18 protein-coding genes and 1 pseudogene are annotated in these 18,962 nt (G+C 71.8%); 10 read left to right on the top strand and 9 right to left on the bottom strand.

Features of this window, described 5'->3' with window-relative positions:
- The first annotated feature begins 142 nt into the window (after positions 1-142).
- The gene (locus F7R91_RS38655) at positions 143-556 is read left to right on the top strand and encodes a Zn-ribbon domain-containing OB-fold protein (RefSeq protein WP_150958130.1); all 414 of its coding nucleotides are present in this window, start codon (positions 143-145) and stop codon (positions 554-556) included.
- Between the two features lie 15 nt (positions 557-571).
- Here the strand turns inward: F7R91_RS38655 and F7R91_RS38650 are convergent, their stop codons facing one another.
- Both F7R91_RS38650 and F7R91_RS38645 read right to left on the bottom strand, forming a co-directional pair.
- Complete coding sequence (locus F7R91_RS38650; RefSeq protein WP_150958128.1) at positions 572-958, bottom strand: PPOX class F420-dependent oxidoreductase; 387 nt, start codon at positions 956-958, stop codon at positions 572-574.
- 10 nt (positions 959-968) lie between these two features.
- Positions 969-1,727: a type 1 glutamine amidotransferase domain-containing protein gene (locus F7R91_RS38645; protein ID WP_150958126.1), complete on the bottom strand. Its 759-nt coding sequence runs from the start codon at positions 1,725-1,727 to the stop codon at positions 969-971.
- Positions 1,728-1,881: 154 nt separating this feature from the next.
- Here F7R91_RS38645 and F7R91_RS38640 point away from each other — a divergent pair, with 154 nt between their 5' ends.
- Together F7R91_RS38640 and F7R91_RS38635 are read left to right on the top strand one after the other, a co-directional pair.
- The gene (locus F7R91_RS38640) at positions 1,882-2,904 is read left to right on the top strand and encodes a DUF3800 domain-containing protein (RefSeq protein WP_150958124.1); all 1,023 of its coding nucleotides are present in this window, start codon (positions 1,882-1,884) and stop codon (positions 2,902-2,904) included.
- Between the two features lie 95 nt (positions 2,905-2,999).
- Positions 3,000-4,388: a S1 family peptidase gene (locus F7R91_RS38635; protein WP_150958122.1), complete on the top strand. Its 1,389-nt coding sequence runs from the start codon at positions 3,000-3,002 to the stop codon at positions 4,386-4,388.
- A gap of 33 nt (positions 4,389-4,421) precedes the next feature.
- Here the strand turns inward: F7R91_RS38635 and F7R91_RS38630 are convergent, their stop codons facing one another.
- From F7R91_RS38630 to F7R91_RS38615, 4 genes are all read right to left on the bottom strand, one after another.
- Entirely contained in the window at positions 4,422-4,607 is a 186-nt protein-coding gene (locus tag F7R91_RS38630) for a hypothetical protein (RefSeq protein ID WP_150958120.1), read from the bottom strand.
- 184 nt (positions 4,608-4,791) lie between these two features.
- A complete protein-coding gene (locus tag F7R91_RS38625) occupies positions 4,792-5,487 on the bottom strand; it encodes a L,D-transpeptidase family protein (protein ID WP_150958118.1) in 696 nt (231 codons plus the stop codon).
- A 154-nt stretch (positions 5,488-5,641) separates the two neighbouring features.
- Complete coding sequence (locus F7R91_RS38620; RefSeq protein WP_150958116.1) at positions 5,642-6,433, bottom strand: SDR family NAD(P)-dependent oxidoreductase; 792 nt, start codon at positions 6,431-6,433, stop codon at positions 5,642-5,644.
- 108 nt (positions 6,434-6,541) lie between these two features.
- Complete coding sequence (locus F7R91_RS38615; protein WP_150958114.1) at positions 6,542-7,456, bottom strand: SDR family oxidoreductase; 915 nt, start codon at positions 7,454-7,456, stop codon at positions 6,542-6,544.
- A 172-nt stretch (positions 7,457-7,628) separates the two neighbouring features.
- Between F7R91_RS38615 and F7R91_RS38610 the strand changes: the two genes are divergently transcribed.
- Positions 7,629-9,383, top strand: coding sequence for an ABC transporter ATP-binding protein (locus tag F7R91_RS38610; protein ID WP_150958112.1), 1,755 nt, complete (start codon positions 7,629-7,631; stop codon positions 9,381-9,383).
- Between the two features lie 19 nt (positions 9,384-9,402).
- On the opposite strand, the gene F7R91_RS38605 is transcribed toward F7R91_RS38610, so the two are convergent.
- Positions 9,403-10,248, bottom strand: a complete 846-nt coding sequence (locus tag F7R91_RS38605; RefSeq protein ID WP_150958110.1) for a (2Fe-2S)-binding protein — start codon at positions 10,246-10,248, stop codon at positions 9,403-9,405.
- 232 nt (positions 10,249-10,480) lie between these two features.
- On the opposite strand from F7R91_RS38605, the gene F7R91_RS38600 reads away from it, so the two are divergent.
- The 5 genes from F7R91_RS38600 (at position 10,481) to F7R91_RS38580 (ending at position 16,853) form a co-directional block, all read left to right on the top strand.
- On the top strand, positions 10,481-11,653 hold the full coding sequence (locus F7R91_RS38600) for an ATP-grasp domain-containing protein (RefSeq protein ID WP_150958108.1): 1,173 nt from the start codon (positions 10,481-10,483) through the stop codon (positions 11,651-11,653).
- Positions 11,650-13,365 (top strand): IucA/IucC family protein, encoded by a 1,716-nt coding sequence (locus tag F7R91_RS38595; RefSeq protein ID WP_150958106.1) that lies wholly within the window; start codon positions 11,650-11,652, stop codon positions 13,363-13,365. Before F7R91_RS38600 ends, F7R91_RS38595 begins: the two co-directional genes overlap by 4 nt.
- 66 nt (positions 13,366-13,431) lie before the next feature.
- Complete coding sequence (locus F7R91_RS38590; RefSeq protein ID WP_150958104.1) at positions 13,432-15,177, top strand: IucA/IucC family protein; 1,746 nt, start codon at positions 13,432-13,434, stop codon at positions 15,175-15,177.
- Positions 15,174-16,367 (top strand): type III PLP-dependent enzyme, encoded by a 1,194-nt coding sequence (locus tag F7R91_RS38585; protein ID WP_150958102.1) that lies wholly within the window; start codon positions 15,174-15,176, stop codon positions 16,365-16,367. Before F7R91_RS38590 ends, F7R91_RS38585 begins: the two co-directional genes overlap by 4 nt.
- Positions 16,368-16,484: 117 nt before the next feature.
- Positions 16,485-16,853: a nuclear transport factor 2 family protein gene (locus tag F7R91_RS38580; RefSeq protein WP_150958100.1), complete on the top strand. Its 369-nt coding sequence runs from the start codon at positions 16,485-16,487 to the stop codon at positions 16,851-16,853.
- A 260-nt stretch (positions 16,854-17,113) separates the two neighbouring features.
- Here the strand turns inward: F7R91_RS38580 and F7R91_RS38575 are convergent, their stop codons facing one another.
- Positions 17,114-18,085 (bottom strand): CU044_5270 family protein, encoded by a 972-nt coding sequence (locus tag F7R91_RS38575; protein ID WP_150958098.1) that lies wholly within the window; start codon positions 18,083-18,085, stop codon positions 17,114-17,116.
- Positions 18,078-18,620 carry an RNA polymerase sigma factor gene (locus F7R91_RS38570; RefSeq protein WP_150958097.1) on the bottom strand — a complete coding sequence of 181 codons (543 nt, stop codon included), beginning with the start codon at positions 18,618-18,620 and terminating at the stop codon, positions 18,078-18,080. The genes F7R91_RS38575 and F7R91_RS38570 overlap by 8 nt, the downstream gene beginning before the upstream one ends.
- Positions 18,621-18,749: 129 nt before the next feature.
- Between F7R91_RS38570 and F7R91_RS38565 the strand changes: the two are divergent.
- Positions 18,750-18,962, top strand: a pseudogene (locus tag F7R91_RS38565) (cbb3-type cytochrome c oxidase subunit I); the annotation flags it as partial.

Here is an 18,962-nt window from a genome sequence, read left to right as displayed (position 1 = left end):
AGATTGAGGGTACGGAGTGCCTTTACGAGTGGCACTCAGTGCCATACGCTGAGGGCGTGCACGGTGGCACCGTGAACCGCGCACGGGCGTGCCCGGATGCCCGCGCACGCGGATTCCGGCCGAGCGCAGGGAGTTGACCAGCGTGTACCACCACTCAGGAAGCGTTGTGCGGGAAGCAGCCGGCTCCGCGGCGGGCGTGCTGGATCCGTGCACTCGGGACACCGACGCGATGCTCTTCCAGCGCTGCACCTGGTGCGGCACCGCCATGTACCACCGGCTGCTGTGCCCCGTCTGTCAGGGCAGCGAACTGCGCACGGAGCGCAGCGAGGGCACGGGCACGGTCCGTCACTCCACGGTGGTGCACCGCAACACGCCGGCCGCGCGCAATGTGTCCCTGGTCGAGATGGCCGAGGGCTTTGTCGTACGGGGCCGGGTCATAGGACCGCCCATCGGCATCCACAGCGGGGACCGGGTGCGCTTGTCCACCGCCAAGGACCCGGTCCGGGGCGAGCCGGTCTTCCAGCTCCTCGACGAGCCCTACCGGGCCTGGAGCTGACAGTACGTCACCCCGTCACGGGGTGAGCCGCACCCGGATGCCCAGCGTCCCGTCCGATCCCCGGCGCAGCCGGCTGCCGAACAGCGTGAGGCGGCCGACGATGCCGTACTTGCGGGCGATGAGCCGGCGGTAGCGGGCGACGGTCGCCGCATCGCCGATCTCGGCGGTGGCAGGGACCTGGTCACCCGTCGGGTTGCCGCGCAGGTCGCAGGGGCCGACGAGGACGTCGGGGCGGGCCCGGATCCGCTTGACCTTCCAGGAGTCCGCGACGGTCCACACGCCCAGCGTGTCGTCGTCGCGCACCACCCACACCGGGGTGGCGACCGGGGTGCCGTTCTTGCGGAAACTGGTGACCAGCAGGTACTTGCCGTCCCCGAGCCGCTCCAGCAGCGTGTCGTCCATGCGGGGCAGTCTAGGCGCGTGCCGTCGACTGCAGCAGCTGGACGTAGCGCCTCGCGAAGAGGTACGCGTCGCCGGGCCAGCGCGCCGACAGATAGGTGCCGTCCTGCACGACGAAGGCGTGCGTGTCGTCGTCTGCGGTGCCGCGCCGGGCGAGGACGCGGGGGCCGCGTTCGAACTGCGCGGCCGGATCGTCGAGGGCGGTGCGCACCTCGTCCTCCACATACGCCGGATAGGTGCGGTAGTAGCGGCCGAGACGCCAGGCGGTGGTCGCGTAGGCGGCGCGTTCCATGTACTTGGGCAGACACGTCGTCCGCCGCCCCGCCAGGACGCTGCGGCCGCTCTCGGCGTCCCGGGTCCGGGCCAGGACCAGCACCCCGTGGCAGATCGCCCCGACCGGCCGCCCCAGCGCCCACAGGCGCGCGACCTGCTCCCGCAGCTCCGGCGAGCCGAGGTACTGCCGCATGCCGGGCGCGTGCCCGCCGGGCAGGAGCAGCCCGTCGAACGCGGCGACATCGACGTCGGACCAGGCCGCCGTGGCGGTGAACTCCGGTGCCGCGGTGAGCTGTTCGTAGAACCGCTTGGGCTCGTCCTCGGCACCGAGACGTCCGAAGAGCACGCCGGTGAGCAGGCGGGGATCCGCCGCGGGCCGGGTGCCGGCACGTTCGGTGGCGAAGACGACCTGGTGACCCGCGTCCGTGAGCAGCCGCCAGGGCACGGCCACCTCGGTGACGTCGAAGTCCCGGTCGGGCAGCGGGATGAGCACACGCATGGGCCCAGCATGCCAGCCCTCTCGTGCCCATGACAGGCCAAGCCGGCCCGGGGGAGCACGCGCGGCCGAAAAGCCGCCCCCGCCTTTAATGCGGGTTCGGCGGACCTTCCGTGCGGGATCCTGGTCATGGGCGCACAAGACAGGGGGCCGTGGTGTGACGGGGAATCGTGAGAACGGGGTGCGGGGAGCGCGGGCGGTGCCCGTCGGCGGGCTCCTGGAGATCGCGTGCGACGAGTCGGGGTCGGACGGCGAGAATCTCACCGGCGGGAACACCGATGTGTTCGCCCACGCGAGCGTGCGGCTGCCTGTGGAGTCCGCCGCCGCGCACATTCAGGAGATCCGTGACCGGATCCGTTCGCCCGCCGAGGAGTACAAGGCGAACCACCTGCTGCGGGAGAAACACCGGGCGGTGCTGGAATGGCTGCTCTCCCCGGCCGGGCCGATCCACGGGCGCGCCCATGTGCACCTCACCGAGAAGGCGTACTTCGTCGTCGACCGGGCCTTCGACATGCTGCTCGGCGACCGTGCCGCGGCCGTCGTCCTGTTCCGTGCGGGGCGGCCGGCCTTCGGGGACGAACGGTGGCGGGCGTTTCTCGCGGCGGCCAACCAGTTGCTCCGGGTCCGGAACGACGGAGATCCTGAGGCTCCCGTGGCCGGGTTCTTCGGCGAGGTGGACGCCCTGCGGCGCGCCCATCCCCGGACGGAGGTGTCCGTCATCCTCGACCGGCTGGCGGCGGCCCGGCCCCGCGCCGACTCCTACCGGGCCCGGATCGTGGACGGGCCCACCCTGATTCCGGTCCTCAATCCCCTGCTGCCCGCCGTCGTCTTCACGGCCGCGCACTGGAGCGCGGGCGGACGTCCGGTACGACTGCTCCACGACCGGCAGAACCTGCTCACGCCGGAACGCATCGAGTGGATCACGGAGACGGCCCGGCTGGCCGGGGCCGGCCTCGGGGGGCTGCGGCTCGTGGAATCCCGGCTCGACGCACGCGTGCAGCTCGCCGACTTCCTCGCCGGGATCGCCCGCAAGATCGCCTCCGACGAGCTGAACGGCCACGGCGATCCGACGCTCACCGGGCTGCTGCGCCCCTATGTGGATCCGGCGTCCGTCTGGGGCGACGAGCGCAGCTGGGCCCTGCTCGGGCGGCCGGACACGATGAGATCATCCGCTCGCTGAACACTGCCGCCCCGGGCCACGTATGAGGGAAGGGCGCTCAACGACCGGAGGGCCCCGCGGTGTTGACACCGCGCGTTCGGGTTCGGGAGCCATGCATGAGGCACGCACGACGACAGGTCGTCCGGCGAGTGACACGACTGGCGGCCGTCGGCGGACTCCTCCTGGGAGGAACGATGGTCACACGGGCCGTGGCGAGCGAGCCTCCCCACGCCCCCACCGCGCCACGCACCTATGCGCAGTCGGCCGCGGAGACGGGCGCCGGCCTCGTGTCACGGCTCGGCACCTCCCGTACGGCGGGCACCTGGATCGGCTCCGACGGGAAGCCGGTCGTCGCGGTCACCGACGAGGACACGGCCGCCGAGGTCCGTGGCGCGGGCGCCGAGGCGAAGGTCGTGTCGCACAGCATGAACGAGCTCAAGTCGGCAACGGCTGCGCTGCGTTCGGCGCCCCGCGTGCCCGGTACGGCATGGTCGCTGGACTACAGGACCAACCAGGTGGTGGTGCAGGGCGACAGCACGGTGTCGGCCTCCGACTGGTCCCGGATGACCGGCGTCGCGGACGACATCGGCACCTTCGTGCGCATGCAGCGGACGAAGGGCACCTTCACGACACGTATCAACGGCGCCCAGCCGATCCTGTCGACCGGCGGGCGCTGTTCCGCCGGCTTCAATGTGACGAACGGCCAGAGCGACTTCATCCTCACGGCCGGGCACTGCGGGCCCAACGGTTCCGTGTGGTTCGCCGACAACCAGGCCAGGCAGCAGGTCGGCACGACGGTGAACCAGAGCTTCCCCACCAACGACTGGTCTCTGGTGCAGTACGCGAGCGGCAAGGCGGGCGAGGGCGCGGACGTCGTGGCCGTGGGCAACGGCAGGGGCGTGCGCATCACGGGCGCGGCCGATCCGGCGGTCGGACAGCGGGTGTTCCGCAGCGGCAGTACGACCGGTCTGCGCGACGGGCAGGTCACGGGGCTCGACGCGACCGTGAACTACCCCGAGGGCACGGTCACGGGATTGATCGAGACCAATGTGTGCGCCGAGTCCGGGGACAGCGGCGGCCCGATGTTCTCCGAGGGGGTCGCGCTCGGCGTGACCTCGGGCGGCAGCGGTGACTGCACTGCGGGCGGTACGACGTTCTTCCAGCCGGTGACGAAGGCGCTGTCCGCGCTCGGCGTCCAGCTGATCGTGTCGACGCAGGCCGGTTCCGGGACGGGTCAGAGCGGCGCGCCGTCGCCGGCCCCGTCCGCCGCCGGGGGCTCGCAGAGCGCCGTCGCCCCGGGTGCGGCTTCGCCCGGTTCCTCGGCACCGATCACGGGCGGGACGCAGGGGGCGACGCTGCTGGCGCGCCTCGCGGACCCCAGGAACGTCGGCCCCGGACTGCTGATCATCGCGGGAAGCCTGGTCGCCCTGGTGGCCGCGCGGTACATCCGCGCGGAACAGGACCGCAAGGCGTATCGCCGGTACTACTCGGCGACGTGGGGCTGAATGGGCACGGTGAGGGACGGCGCAAGGGCCGGCTCAGGCCGCTTCGACCGACTGCGGACCGGCCGCGGCCCACTCCAGCACGAGCCGCTGGTACTCCTCACGCTGCTCGCCGCTCAGTGTCCCGCCCGACCGGCGCCACAGGGCGCGGATCTCCTCGTTGACCTCGTCGGCCGAGCGATCGGAGACGGGTTCAACAGTGGTGGACATGCTGTGAAGCATACGGCTCCGAACGTGAAGACAATGTGAGTAATCACGAGCTAAACGGGCATTCAGGACCGTGTTACTGATCACGTCCATATGTCAAGTTCTGTACCGCAGTTCAGCCTGCTGCACCCTGCCGGGCGTCGTCGCGCACGAGTCGGCACGGCAGGGCGGGGTACGGCTGGATGTCCCCGGACTTCGGTCAGGTGCCCGGCTTGCGGCCGTACACGAAGACGTCGTCGCCCTTCTTCAGCAGCGACCAGTACTTCTTGGCGGTGGTCGTGGTCATGTTGACGCAGCCGTGCGAGCCCGGCGGGTTCCACATGCTGAGGTTGACCGAGTGGAAGGCCTGCCCGCCGTCGAAGAACTGGCTGTAGGGCATCGGCACGTTGTAGATGGTCGAGACGTGGTCGATGTGCCGCCAGTAGATCTTCTTCAGACCCGTGCGGGTCTCGTAGCCGTTGCGGCCGGTGCGGACCGGCACCGGGCCGTAGACGAGCCTGTCCCCGTCCTGTATCCAGCTGAGCTGGAGCGTCAGGTTCACACAGGCGATACGGCCCTTGTTCACCGGGCACTTGCCGTCCCTGTTGGGGTTGTCCCCCACGGCCTTCTGCTTGTTCATCAGGTTCATCACGCCCCAGGTGACGGGGCCCGCGTACCCGATGTTCGGCGTGATGCCGTGCTTGTTCTGGAAGGCCTGGATGGCCCTGCAGTCGGCGGCGGACTGCCTGCCGTCGACGGGCCGGCCGAGGAACTTCTCCACCTGCTTCTGGTACGGGCCGGCCTGCGTGGTACAACTCGCGGCCTGCGCCGGCGCGGCACCGAGCGCGACCGTGAGCGGTGCCACCAACCCGGTGATTCCGAGTACGACGGCTCCTCGTCTGCGTATGTCCCCCATGCTGGGCGTCCCCTTCGTAACGGTCCTGCGATCCCTGCCCACTAGACCGGTGCCCGGGGGATTGGGTTGTAGAGCCGCCCACGCTGCGACGAAACGGTGACAATCGGCGGTCCACGGACGCCTCTTGAAGAGCGCATCGCGAGGCCGTCGACGGTCACCACGTTGTCCGGACCGCCTGGAGGAACCCCGTGTTGACGGCGGTCAGGCCGCCGTCGACGGTCAGTGTGGTGCCGGTGATCCAGGACGCGTCGCGGGAGGCGAGGAAGGCGACGGCCGCGGCGATGTCCTCGGGCTCGCCGACCCGGCCCAGGGGATACACCTCCCGTACCGCTTCGAGCACCTTGTCCCGGCCCTCCCAGGCCGAGGTGCGGACCGTTCCCGGCACCACCAGATTGACGCGCACGCCGCGCGCCGCGGCATGTCCGGCGAGCGTACGGGTCAGGGAGGCGAGGCCCGCCTTGGCGGCACTGTAGGCGTGGTTGCCGAAGTCCTGGAGGCCGTTGACGGAGCCGATGCTCACGACGGCTCCGCGCCCGGAGGCCGCCAGGTGCGGGAGCGCCGCGCGGCAGCAGCGGTAGGCACCGCCCAGGGTGATGTCGATGTCCCGCTCCCACGCCGGGTCCTGCTCGTCCTCGAAGAGCGGGGCGTCGGGGGTACAGTGCGCGGCGCTGTTGACCAGGACGTCGAGCGAGCCGAAGGTCTCCACCGCGTACGCGACGGCCGCCTCGACCGCCGCCCGGTCTGCCACGTCGCAGCCCGACGCCTCGGCGGCGAGCCCCTGGTGGCTCAGCGCGGTCGCGGTCTCCCCGGCGGCGGACGCGTCCGTGTCGGTCACCAGCACTCGCGCGCCCTCCTCGGCGAACCTGCGGGCGGTGGCCGCGCCGATGCCACGGGCCGCTCCCGTGACGAGAACTCCGTATCCTGCGAAGCGCCTCGTGTCGGTCATGGACCGACGGTACTGAAGAAATCGGTGACGCTGACTTACCACGAGGGTCTGGCGTTGCCGCCCGGCCGTCCGGCCCGGCTGGGCGCCGCCGGTACTGAGCAACCGACCTCACCGGTAGCCGCTCGTGTCCGCCTGTTTGCCCGGGTCCTGGACCTCGACCATGTAACGCCAGGCGTCCGGGCGGCTGCCGTCGAGGTCCGTGAAGCCGTACTCCCGGGCGAGCGAACCGCTGGAGAGGGACCGGCCGTTCCAGCGGGCCACCTCGGGGTCGGCGGCGAGCGCGGCGACCGCCCGGCCGACGTAGCGGGGTGTCTCCGAGATGGCGAAGTGGGGGACGCGGACGAGGGCGTCGCGCCAGTTGTCCTCGCGGACCCCGAAGGTGTCGAGCATCATCTCCGAGCGGAGCCAGCCCGGGGTCAGCGCGACCGCCGTTGCGCCGCGCGGTCCGAGTTCGTGACCGAGCGCGAAGGCCATGCGCAGGACGGACGCCTTGGCGATGTCGTAGAAGAAGGAGACCCGGTAGGTGTCGCGGTTGTACTCGGCGGTTCCGTCGGTCATCTCGACGACCAGCCCGCCGGGGTGGCGCAGGAGCAGGGGCAGGGCGTAGTGGTTGGTGATGGCGTGTGTCTCGACGGCGAGCCGCAGCAGCCGGAGCCCCTTGTCGAGGTCGTGCTCCCACACCGTGCTGTCCCATTCGAAGAGGGTCTCGCCGCCCCAGATGTCGTTGACGAGGACGTCCAGGCGGCCCTGTTCGTCCGCGATGCGGTCCACGAGTGTGCGGACCTGCTCCGGTTCGAGATGGTCGGTGGGTACGGCGATGCCGTGGCCGCCGGCCCCGGTGACCAGGTCGGCGGTGTCATCGATGGTCTCGGGGCGGTCGTACTCCGAGCGGCGGGTGCGGGTGCTGCGGCCGGTGACGTAGACGGTGGCGCCGGCCGCGCCCAGTTCGACGGCGATACCCCGGCCCGCGCCGCGGGTGGCTCCGGCGACCAAAGCGATCCTGCCGTCCAGTGGGTGTGACATGTCGGCCTCCCGTGGCCTCGACTGATACGTCACATCGAGGTTGACGGGTAAGCCGGACATCTTCTGTCGTCTTTTGTGCCGTCTGCTCGGAGGTCATCCGGTCGGCCGAAGGCGCGGGCGGCCGTCGTCGTAACCTTGAGGCTCCGCCCGACCCCTTGTCCCAAGGAGCGCCGTGAGCATCGCAGAGACGGAGACCGGTCCGCCGCGCTGGCAGCTGCTCCTCGGCTACGTTCGACCGCACCGGTGGACCCTGCTGGCGGGCGCCGTGCTCTCGCTCGTCACCGGGGCCACGGGGTTGCTGCTGCCGCTGGTGGCGCGGGGGTTGATCGACGATCTGTCGCACGACCGCGCCATCACCGGGGCGTTGGTCGCCATGTCGGGCTTGGTGGTGGCGAACGCGGCGGTGGGCGCCCTCGGTTCGTACGTGCTGCAGCGCACCTCCGAGTCGGTGGTGCTGGGAGCGCGGCGTGCCCTGTCGTCGTATCTGCTGCGGCTGCGCATCACGGCGGTGGACCGCAGCGAGCCGGGCGATCTGATGGCCCGCATCACCTCGGACACCACACTGCTGCGGGAGGTCACCACCGACTCGCTCGTCGGCCTCGGTACCGGAGGGCTCACCCTCGTCGCGACGGTCGTCATGATGGGGGTGGTCGATCCGGTGCTGCTCGGGGTCACACTGGCGGTCATCCTCGGCGCGGGAACGGTCCTCGGTGTGATCGTGCCGCGCATCAACCGGGCGAGCCGACAGGCGCAGGACGCGGTCGGGGTGATGGGCGCCTCGCTGGAGCGGATACTCGGGGCGCTGCGCACGGTGAAGGCGTCCGGGGCCGAGCACCGGGAGGAGCAGACGCTGCACGCGGCCGCCGAGGAGTCGTGGCGGCAGAGCGTGCGGGCCGCCAAGTGGTCCGCGGCGGCGGGCAACACGGCCGGGCTGGCGATGCAGATCGCGTTCATCACGGTGCTCGCGGTGGGCGGGGCGCGGGTCGCGACCGGCGCCGTCGACGTGGGCACGCTGGTCGCCTTCCTGCTGTACGTCTTCTATCTCATGTCGCCGATACAGCAGGTCGTCGGCGCGATCACGCAGTACCAGACGGGTGCCGCGGCCCTCTCCCGCATCCAGGAGGCGCTGCGTCTGCCCGCCGAACCGGCGGCGCTGCCCGCGCCGTTGCCGGCCACGGGAGCGGAGCCCGCGTCCGTGGCCTTCACCGGTGTGCGTTTCCGGTACGCCGACGATCTCCCGTACGTCCACCACGGGGTGACCTTCGATGTGCCCGCCCGGGGCATGACGGCCTTCGTCGGCCCGTCCGGCGCGGGCAAGACCACCGTCTTCTCGCTGATCGAGCGGTTCTACGATCCCGAGTCCGGTGTCATCACGCTCGACGGGCGGGACGTGGCGGAGTGGGAGCTGCCGGAGCTGCGTTCCGCGATCGGTTATGTGGAGCAGGACGCTCCGGTGCTGTCGGGTTCGCTGCGGGACAATCTGCTGCTGGGCAATCCGGAGGCGGACGACGACGCCGTGGCACGGGTGGTCAAGACGACGCGCCTCGACGGACTGGTGGCCCGGCTGCCCCAGGGGCTCGGCACCCTGGTCGGGCATCGCGGCACCAAGCTGTCCGGCGGGGAGCGGCAGCGTGTCGCCATCGCCCGTGCCCTGCTGCGGCGGCCCCGGCTGCTGCTGCTCGACGAGGCGACCTCGCAGCTGGACGCGGTGAACGAGGCGGCGCTGCGGGACACGGTCGCCGATGTCGCCCGGACGACCACGGTGCTGGTCGTCGCGCATCGGTTGTCCACGGTGACCATGGCCGACCGGATCGTCGTCATGGACGCGGGCTCGGTGCGTGCGGTGGGCACTCATCGCGAACTGGTGGCCGGCGATCCGCTCTACGCGGAGCTGGCGGCCACACAGTTCCTGGCGACGGCCGGCTGAGCCGGCGCGCGACGGCCGGTCAGTCCTTCAGGCGGCGCAGGCGCTCGGTGTCGCAGGTGCGGGGGCAGGTGATGCAGGCCTCGGCGGGCCGGATGGTGTAGTGGAGGCAGCAGCCGGTGCGGGTGCGGGTGACGTGTCGCCTGCCGTCGCGGTCCGTCAGATACCGGAAGTCGGCGCCGGCCGGGTAGGGGGACAGAGCGACCGGCAGCACTTCGGTGGCGGCCCGGACTGCGTCGCCCTCCTGGCCGAGTGTCCGGCCGAGGTACCAGATCCCGGAGACGAGGTCGTCGGCGACCATCCCCCACAGGGCTCGTCCCCGGCGTCGTACGACAGAGCCGAACGCGGTGAGCAGCGGACCCATGTGCTCGGCGACGGCGGCCCGCAACTCGGCATGCAGTGCGGCTTCATGAGGGATGGTCAGCACTCCGGGGAGGGCGCCGAGGGGGTCGCCGTCGAGGCAGGAGAGTTCTGTCCCGGGGGTGATCACGTACGCGGCCGAGGCGAGGTCGAGCCGGACGTCCTCGGGGCGGATCCGGGGCACCCGGCGTTCGAGGTACCACGCTCCCGCCATCAGCAGCCCCAGGGACCAGGCGTAGTCGTGCAGGGCCCGGGAGGCGGCGACGTAGCGGCGGGGAACGGTGCCGTAGCGGTGCTGGATGCGGGCGGCCTCGGCGTCCACGAAGGCGTCGAGGAGTCGCTGATCCGTTGTCAGCTCCGCTGCTGTCGCTCCTGGTTCGGTGCGGTCGCCGCCCGGTTCCGCGACCCGGACGGTCAGGGCCTCGCAGTGGTCGGCAAGGCTGCGGTAGACGCCGCCGAGGGTGCGCGCGACGGTACCGGCCGACGGAGTCTTCAGAGCGACGGACATGGGTGCTCCAGCACGGGAGGTTCCAGAGAAGCGTAGAAAGTTAGGTTTACCTTACTTCACACCAAGTGAAGTCGATCGGCAGCGGACATCGAGCCGCGATCATGGAAGTCCCACGTCAAGGCGACGACACGGCCGGGTTTGAGAACTAAACCAAGGCTACCCTAAGCTCACCGCTTGTGACCGCGAACCGCCGGGAAACTCTCCACCCGCTAGCGGAAGTTGTGCCTCAGCCATGCGCCTGTACCTGCTCGCCCTCAACCCGACGGACTCCGTCACCGAGGGCTTCCTGCCCGCCGCCGCCCGCCTCGGCCTGGACGTCACCCTCCTCACCGACCAGCCCGGCGCCCACCGCCGCACCTGCCCGGACGCCGAGATCCTGGAATGCGACGTCCGTGACGTCCGGGCCGTGATCACCCGGATCTCGACGCATCACCGGGCCGACGCCGTCTTCACCAACAGCGACCACCTCCAGACCCAGGCCGCCCTGGCCGCCGCCTACTTCGGGCTCCCCGGCAAGGACTGGCGGGCCGCGCTGCGCACCAAGGACAAGGCCGAGATGCGGCGCCGGCTCGCGGCCGAGGGCCTGGACACCGTGTGGTCGGCCGAGCTCGCCGAGCCTGCCGCGCTCGACGCGCCCTACCCCTGTGTGGTCAAGCCGCGCGAGGGTGTGGCCAGCGAGGACGTCGTCCTCGTCGACGGCCCGGACGAACTGGTGAAGCGTTCCACACAGATCCTGGACCGGCGACCGGGCGCCGTCCTGGTCGTCGAGGAGTACCTCCCGGGCGAGCTGTACACGCTGGAGACCCTCGGCGACGGGACCGTCCGCCATGTCCTGGGCGGCTTCCACACCGGGCTGTCGGCGCCGCCGTACTTCGTCGAGGAACACCTTTCCTTCGTCCCCACGCATCCGGAGCCGGTCCTTGCCCGGGTCCTGCCCCAGCTCGACGCGCTCGGCGTCGGGTTCGGCGCCTGCCACACGGAGTTCGTGGTGCATGCGGGCCGGGCGCGGATCATCGAGGTCAACTACCGTGCCATCGGCGACCAGTGCGATCTGCTGCTGGCCCGTCTGCTGGAGATCCCGCTGTTCGAGCACATCCTGCGCACCCATCTGGGCGAGCCGCTCCCCGCCTGCCTGGGCGCCCGCCGAGACGGCGCCGCCCGCGTGGAGTACCCGTGCGCCGACCGTCCCGGCGTCCTTGTCGACGCCCCGGCCGCGACCGAACTCAGCGTCGACGGCGTCCATCTGACATATCGTCCGCTCAGGGCGGTGGGCGAGCGGCACGACCTGTACCGCACCAACCGCGACTACCTCGGTGTGCTGAGGGCGACCGGCACCGACCAGCGCACGGTGGACCGGGTGTCGGCCGGCTTCCTGACAGCCCGGCGCTGGGAGATCCAGCCATGACGGACGCGTTCGAAGCAGAACTGCTCGTGCGTGTACTGAGCGCCCTGCTGCGCGAGGACGTGGTGGGACTGCGCACGCACGGCACGCTCGTGCGGCGGCCCGACGGCCCCTGGCTGCGGCTGCCCGCCGAGGGCGATGCCCTGCTGCTGCCCGTCGTCGAGGACGGCTACCAGCACGAGTACGCCGCCCGGCTGCCCCTCCTCGTGCGTGAGGCGGACGGCGGCGAACTGACCTCCTGCCGGGCCGTGCTCGCCGCGCTGGGCGCCCTGGCCGAGCCCGAGGACCACGACGGCTTCGACGCCCTGGCCGAGGAGTGCCGTCAGACGCTGGCCACGATGCGTCTGCACGCCGCGACCCAGGCCGAGACCGTGAGCAGACTGACCTCCCGGCACGGGGTCGACCCCGCGCGCTGGACCGGGCTCGCAAGCAGCCTGGCGTACGACACCCTGGCCGCCCGGCTCGACCATCCGGTCTACCCGACCGCGCGTGGGCGCTCCGGCCTCACCAAGGACCAACTGCGGGCCCACGCACCGGAGTTCCACCCACGTTTCGCGCTTCGCTGGATCGCCGTCCCCCGGGACGCGCTCACCCTCACCGGTGCACTCCCCGAGTCCTGGCCCACACCCGCGGCCCTCGGTCTGCCCGAGGTGCGGCACACGCATATGGCCCTGCCCGTCCACCCACTGACCGTCGGCGCCCCGCTCGACGACGCCCTCCGGGCCACCGGCCTGACGCACCGCGCGCTCCTCGCGGACCGCACCCCCATGGACGTCCTGCCGACGCTGTCCATGCGCACCGTGGCGACGGTCGCGGATCCGGCCCTGCACCTCAAACTCCCCCTGGTCACAGCGACGTTGGGCCTGCGGAACAAGCGCTCCATCAAACCGGGCACACTCGTCGACGGTGCGGCGGGCCAGCGCCTGCTGGAAGCGGTGATCGCTCATGAGCCTCGCTTCCGCGAGACGATCCTCCTCGCCGACGAGTCCACGTACGCCCATGCCGGACACGAACTGCTCGCCGTCCTGTGCCGCCGCTACCCGGCCGGACTCGACGACGCGGTGGTGGTGCCGATGGCGGCACTGCTCGCGCCGGCTCCCGGCGGCCGGCTGGTCGTCGACCATCTCGCCGACCGCTTCCACGACGGGGACCCGCTGGCCCTGCTCGACGCCTGTCTGACGCTGTTGTTCGACTGGCAGACCACACTGTTCGAGCACGGCATCGCGCTGGAGTCGCACCAGCAGAACATCTCCCTGGTGCTACGGCCCGGCAGCCTGCGGCTGTTGTTCAAGGACAACGACGGGCCACGCGTGAACACCGCGCGGCTGACCGCCGCACTGCCCGGAGCGTGGCGGTTCGACGACGCGCGGGTCCTCGGCACGGACGACGGACCGGTCGCCGACCTGTTCGCCACGATCACCGTCCATCTGTGCGCGGGCGCCTACGCGTTCGGGCTCGCCCGGCACGGCCGCGCCCCGCTGCCCGCACTGCTGGGACTCGTCCGCCAACGGCTGGCGGAGGCGGTCGAACGGCTCGGGGGTGACGCGGGCGCCGTACTGCGCGCCCGGGTTCTCGACGCGCCGCGGCTGCCGGTGAAGGCAATGGTCACGGCCGGCACGTTGCTGTCCAAGGAGCGTTCGGGCGCGGCCGACATCAACAAGCACTACACGACCGGGCCCAACTATCTGCTGCGCCACCGGGACACGACCCGGTAGCGCCCACCTCGCAGCCACCGCGCCGCCGTTCTCCGCACCGAACCTCCGCCCCCGCTGGAGCCGCTGATGCCCTCACTGACCGACTCGCCCAAAGGCACGACCGCCCCCGCCGCACTGCCCACCGCCGACGAGGTGGTGGCCCACACCCTGCTCAACTGTCTGCTGCGCGAGGTGTCCGGACCCGAGCACCAGACCGTGGTCGCCGACGGCAGGCTGCTGCTGCGGCTGCCCCGGCGCGGCGTCCTGCTGCGCGTCGCCCTGCGCCGCACCTCGCTGCTCGGCGCGCACCGGTTCACCGGCCCGGTGAGCGAGCAGCGCGACGGCGGCTGGTCGGCGCTGGACTGGCGGCGCCTGGCCGAGTACACGCACGACGAACTGTCGCTGCGGACAGGCGGGTTCAACGAGGAGTTCCTGGAGCAGATCGCTTCCAGCCACGGGGCCGTATCGGCCTCCCTGGCCGCCCCGCCCACCCGGGGGATCTCGCCGGATCCGCTCTCCCCGCTCCCGGCCTACCTCTCCTCCGAGCATTCCCTCCTGTTCGGGCATCGCTTCCACCCCACGCCCAAGGCCCGCACGGGCGACCCGCGCGCCTGGGCGGCGTACGCCCCGGAGGCCGGCGGCACCTTCCCGCTGCGGCACCTGGCCGTCCGCGCGCATCTGATCGGCGAGGAGTACACGCACCCCGAGGCCGTCGCCCCGCTCGACCGGCAGCGTCCCGGCCTCCCCGACGGCCACCGGCTGCTGCCCGTCCATCCGTGGCAGTACGAGACGCTGCGCGGGCACCCGGCGCTGCGCGCGGCACTCGACCGCGGCGACGTCCTCGACCTCGGCACCGGCGGACCGCCCTTCGCCGCCACCGCGTCGGTGCGCACCCTGTACGACGGGGAGACCTTCCTCAAGTTCAGCCTGAATGTCCGGATCACCAACTGCCTGCGCAAGAACAGCAGTTACGAGTTGTCCGGCGCGGTGGCCCTGACCCGGGCGCTGGCCCCGGCCCTCGCCGACCTGGCGCACCGCTTCCCGGGCAGCGCCGTGCTGCGCGAGCCCGCCTATCGCACGCTCGCCCTGCCCGGCGCCGACGGGCGACCGGACCGGACGCTGTTCGAGGGCTTCGGTGTCATCGTCCGCGAGGGCCTGCCGCGGCGGCTCGCGCCGGGCACCACTCCCCTGCTGGCGGCCGCGGTGGCCGACGAGTACCCGACCGGCGCCGCCCATGTCTCCCGCCTTCTGCACGACATGGTGGACCCGCACACGGCCCTCGACTGGTGGTCGGCGTACCTCGATCTGCTGCTGCCGCCGGTCCTGGCCGCCTACTTCGACCACGGCCTGGTCCTGGAACCCCATCTCCAGAACGTGCTGATCTGCGTCGACGGCGACGGTATGCCCGCCCAGGTCCTCTTCCGCGACCTGGAGGGCACCAAGCTGGTCCCCGAGCACCACGCCGACACCCTCGGCGCACTGCCCCCCGAGGTCGCGGGCCCGATGACGTACGACGCACAGCGCGGCTGGGACCGCGTCGTGTACTGCCTGCTGGTCAACCATGTCGCCGAACTGCTCGCGGCCCTCGCCGACCTGCACCCGCACGCCGAGGCGGCCCTGTGGGCACGGGTACGCGGCACGCTCCGGGCGTACGCCGACCGGTACGGCTGCCCGCCCCGGCTGGCCGCCCTGCTCGCCGGGGTGCCGCTGCCCGCCAAGAGCAACCTGCTCACCCGCTGGGAACGCAAGGCCGACCGGGAGGCCGGTTACGTCCGCCTGCCGTCCCCGCTCGCCCAGGACGTGCTGCGTGACGTGCCCGGGAGCACCCGATGACCATGCCGACCCCCGCGGTCCGAGACCGCGCGCTGTCCCTGCCCGTCGCCGAACTCCCCGCCTACCTCTACGACATGGCGGCACTGCGTGCGCACGCCGCGGCCGTACGGGACGCACTTCCCGCGCGGGTCGAGCTGTACTACGCCGCCAAGGCCAACCCGGAGCCGCGGATCCTCGCCGCCCTCGCCCCGTACGTCGACGGCTACGAGGTCTCCTCGGGCGGTGAACTCTCCCATGTCGCCCGGGCAGTTCCGGGCCGGCCGCTCGCCTTCGGCGGTCCGGGCAAGACACCGGAGGAGATGACGGCCGCGCTGGCACAGGGAGTCGAGCGCTTCCACGTCGAGAGCGAGCACGAGCTGCGCATGCTCGCGGAGCTGGCGCGGCGCACCGTGCCGGGGCGCCGGGTGGCGGTGCTGCCCCGCGTCAACCTTCCGGTGGCCGACGGCTCCCTCGCGGGCAGCTCCCTGGCCATGGGCGGCCGTCCGGCACCGTTCGGCCTGGATCCGGTCCGGGCCGGGGCGGTGGTCCGGGCGCTCACCGACGGTACGTATCCCCACCTCGAACTGCGCGGCATCCACGCCCACCTGGCCAGCGGGCTGGAGGCCGACCGGCAGCTGGCGGTCGCCGAGTCCGTCGTGTCCTGGGCCGCGGGCCTCAGGGTGCCGCCGGCCGAGGTGAACGTCGGCGGCGGCATGACGGTCGACTACGCCCGCCCCGAGCGCCGCTTCGACTGGGCCGCCTACGGCCGGGGGCTCGCCCGGCTGGCCGCGGATCACCCGCGGTTGACGCTGCGTATCGAGCCGGGGCGGGCCCTGACGGCGTACTGCGGCTGGTACGCCACCGAGGTGCTGGACGTGAAGCACAGTCACGGGGAGGAGTTCGCCGTCGTCCGGGGCGGCACCCATCATCTGCGGACCCCGGCGACGAAGGGGCACGACCAGCCCTGCTCCGTCCTGGAGGTGGAGGCCTGGCCGCATCCCTGGCCGCGCCCGGCGGCCGAGGGCCGGCGGATCACGCTCGCCGGGCAGCTGTGCACACCGAAGGACGTGCTCGCCCGCCACGTGCCCGCACCCGGTCTGCGGGCCGGTGACCGGGTGCTGTTCTCGCTGGCGGGTGCCTACGCGTGGAACATCTCCCACCACGACTTCCTGATGCATCCCCGGCCGGGCTTCCACTTCCTGGACACCTGAGCCCCGGCCTCGGCCGTCCCGCTGCGCTTGCCGACCGCGCCGGGGCGGAGGAGCCTCGGAGGAGGGGTCCTTCGCGGCCCGCTCCTCATCGGGCCGCGGCCCTCGAAGGAGGTCACCATGGGCACCGCGGCAAGTTCCGGCTTCAGCACCGAATCCCTGCGCCGAGGCATCGAAGGAAACACGGCGACGACGCTTCTGTCGCTCTACGCGGACGACGCGGAACTACGCGTCGTGGACCGCAACACCCAGCCGAGTCATCCCAGGGTGCTGCACGGCCGCGACGAGATAGCCGAGCTGCTGAACGACATCTACAAGCGCGACATGAAGTCCCACAAGCTGGAGCAGTGCGTGATGGAGGGAGACCGTGCCGCCTTCACCGAGTCCTGCGAGTACTCGGACGGGGTCCGCGTCTTCTCCGAGTCGATGATCTCGCTGCGCGACGGCAAGATCACCCAGCAGACCATGATCCAGGCATGGGACGAGTAGGGAGGCAATGGCCGAGGGTCCAGGTTTCGTCCCGGATGACCTGGACCTTCTCGGCGCGGACGGCGATGGGCCGGTCGCATCCGGTCCGGCCCCGGCCGCGACGACCCGCTGTCGCGGCGGCCCGGCTGGTGTCCGCGTCTCTTCTGCGGTCGGTGCTGCGACGAGCGCGCCCTCGTCCGCTCCCGCCGCCCCGGCGTGGTCTTCGAAGGCGGCGTGCCCTGCCCCGGCGAAGGTGAGGTCACCCGCCGCGGCACCGGCAGTCAGCGCATCCAGGCGCTGTACTCCATGACGTCGCCCGACTCGACGCCGTACTGAGGATCGTCCTTGGTGAAAGTGGACTCCAGGCCGAGGACCGCGCCGGTGGACGGGTCCATGATCAGCATCCGGCGGAGGCCCGGGGCCCGGTACTCGTACGCCTGTCCGTTCCGGCCGAGACGGTCCGTCACCCCTCCCATGGGCCGCAGTCCCTCGGTGTCCGCGAGCAGCCGCGCGAGCGCCGCGGATTCGCGGGCGCCGAGGGTCCAGTGGTCGAGCAACGCGCCGACGGCGTCGAAGAGTTCGGGAGTCGTCAGGGCGGTCTGGGTGTACGCGGCTTCCTGCAGGTAGGCACGGAGCCGCACGGCGTCGTGCGGCGGTGTCGCCTCGGGCGGGGCGTCGCTCCAGCTCGGCGGGTAGGTCCGGCGGCTGATGACATGGCCGTCGTCGACGAGACGCGGGGTGCCGCCTTGGTCGGTGAGGACCGGCCGGCCGGGATGTCCCGGGTCGGTGGCCACGACGAGTTCCGTGCGGCTGTCGTCGGCCTTCCACCGCACGATGCGCTCCAGAGGGAGCGTGATGGGCGGCTTGTCGTCCGACATGCCCAGGCTCCACGACTGCGCATGGGTGCCCTTGCGCAGTCCCGGCGCACCGTCGGCCGCGGCCTGCTCGGCGCGGTCGGCCAGCAGGTCCAGGGATACGGGGGCGGAGCCGGCCCGGACGACGAGCGGACGGGGTGCGGCGACCGCGGGGGTGGTGTTCGGGCCGGAGAGCAGCAGGGTCAGCGCCGTCACGACGACGACGGAGGCGGCCACGAGGCTCCACAGCAGCCGGGGACGGCGCCCGGCCGCCGTCCGGTCGTGCAGCAGCCGGTTGAGCCGGCGCTCGGCGTTGTGGTCCAGGGACCTGTCACCGAAGGAGGGGGCGTCGGTCGGCACCGGGTTGGCCCGGCGCAGGAGGTCGAGTTCGTCAGCCATGGCCGTGTTCCTTCGAGGGGTGGGGGCCGGTCGCGGGGCGCATGCGGTCGATCTCGGCTCTCAGCCGGCCGCGGGCCCGGTGCAGCCGCATCGACGCTGCCCGCTGTCCGCAGCCGAGGACTACGGCGACCTCCTCGATGCCGAGTTCCTCCCAGGCCGTCAGGCGCAGTACCTCCTGGTCGGCCGGGGAGAGGCGGGCCAGCGCATCGTGCACCCAGCCGCCCGGGGTGTCCGCCTCGGGGCCGGCCGCGATGTGCCGGCCGTGCGCGGTGTCGTCGTTGCCGAGCCGGTCGACGAGTCTGCGCAGGCGCCCCCGACCGCGTACCGCGTTGGCCAGGCAGTTGCGTGCCACCCCGTACAGCCAGGGCAACGGGGACGGCGGCAGATCGGCGCGGCGGCGCCAGGCGACGGTGAACACCTCCGCCACCACTTCCTCCACCTCGCTCGCATGTCCGCCCCATCGCCGCGCGACGTAGCGGCTGACCGCCCAGTAGTGCTCGCGATAGGCAGCGGCGAAGATCTCGTCGTTGCTCATGTTCCGTTCGTGTCCGGCATCCGCGCGATCGTCACACCTGGTTCCGTGATGCTCGTCGCGTCCCCGAAGTGTGACGTCCCGGCGGGCGGCGGACACAGGCGGGGCGTGAGAGACCTCAACCTCAAGAGCATCAAGTGGCTGACGAGCACGGACCACAAGACGATCGGAACGCTGTATCTGGTCACGTCGTTCGCGTTCTTCTGCATCGGTGGTGCGATGGCGCTGTTCATGCGCGCCGAGCTGGCCCGTCCGGGCCTGCAGATCATGTCGAACGAGCAGTTCAACCAGGCGTTCACGATGCACGGCACGATCATGCTGCTGATGTTCGCGACGCCGCTGTTC

It is taken from the genome of Streptomyces luteolifulvus (genome assembly GCF_008806595.1).
Classification (GTDB): domain Bacteria; phylum Actinomycetota; class Actinomycetes; order Streptomycetales; family Streptomycetaceae; genus Streptomyces; species Streptomyces luteolifulvus.
This window is presented reverse-complemented; position numbering and strand designations above follow the sequence as displayed.

Bases quoted from the DNA above. Each gene is read 5' to 3' on its own strand.
- F7R91_RS38630 (WP_150958120.1), bottom strand. From the start codon at position 4,607: ATGCTTCACAGCATGTCCACCACTGTTGAACCCGTCTCCGATCGCTCG.
- F7R91_RS38650 (WP_150958128.1), bottom strand. From the start codon at position 958: ATGGACGACACGCTGCTGGAGCGGCTCGGGGACGGCAAGTACCTGCTG.
- F7R91_RS38645 (WP_150958126.1), bottom strand. From the start codon at position 1,727: ATGCGTGTGCTCATCCCGCTGCCCGACCGGGACTTCGACGTCACCGAG.
- F7R91_RS38570 (WP_150958097.1), bottom strand. From the start codon at position 18,620: ATGAGCAACGACGAGATCTTCGCCGCTGCCTATCGCGAGCACTACTGG.
- F7R91_RS38605 (WP_150958110.1), bottom strand. From the start codon at position 10,248: ATGTCCGTCGCTCTGAAGACTCCGTCGGCCGGTACCGTCGCGCGCACC.
- F7R91_RS38615 (WP_150958114.1), bottom strand. From the start codon at position 7,456: ATGTCACACCCACTGGACGGCAGGATCGCTTTGGTCGCCGGAGCCACC.
- F7R91_RS38585 (WP_150958102.1), top strand. From the start codon at position 15,174: ATGACCATGCCGACCCCCGCGGTCCGAGACCGCGCGCTGTCCCTGCCC.
- F7R91_RS38580 (WP_150958100.1), top strand. From the start codon at position 16,485: ATGGGCACCGCGGCAAGTTCCGGCTTCAGCACCGAATCCCTGCGCCGA.
- F7R91_RS38600 (WP_150958108.1), top strand. From the start codon at position 10,481: ATGCGCCTGTACCTGCTCGCCCTCAACCCGACGGACTCCGTCACCGAG.
- F7R91_RS38590 (WP_150958104.1), top strand. From the start codon at position 13,432: ATGCCCTCACTGACCGACTCGCCCAAAGGCACGACCGCCCCCGCCGCA.
- F7R91_RS38625 (WP_150958118.1), bottom strand. From the start codon at position 5,487: ATGGGGGACATACGCAGACGAGGAGCCGTCGTACTCGGAATCACCGGG.
- F7R91_RS38595 (WP_150958106.1), top strand. From the start codon at position 11,650: ATGACGGACGCGTTCGAAGCAGAACTGCTCGTGCGTGTACTGAGCGCC.
- F7R91_RS38620 (WP_150958116.1), bottom strand. From the start codon at position 6,433: ATGACCGACACGAGGCGCTTCGCAGGATACGGAGTTCTCGTCACGGGA.
- F7R91_RS38635 (WP_150958122.1), top strand. From the start codon at position 3,000: ATGAGGCACGCACGACGACAGGTCGTCCGGCGAGTGACACGACTGGCG.
- F7R91_RS38575 (WP_150958098.1), bottom strand. From the start codon at position 18,085: ATGGCTGACGAACTCGACCTCCTGCGCCGGGCCAACCCGGTGCCGACC.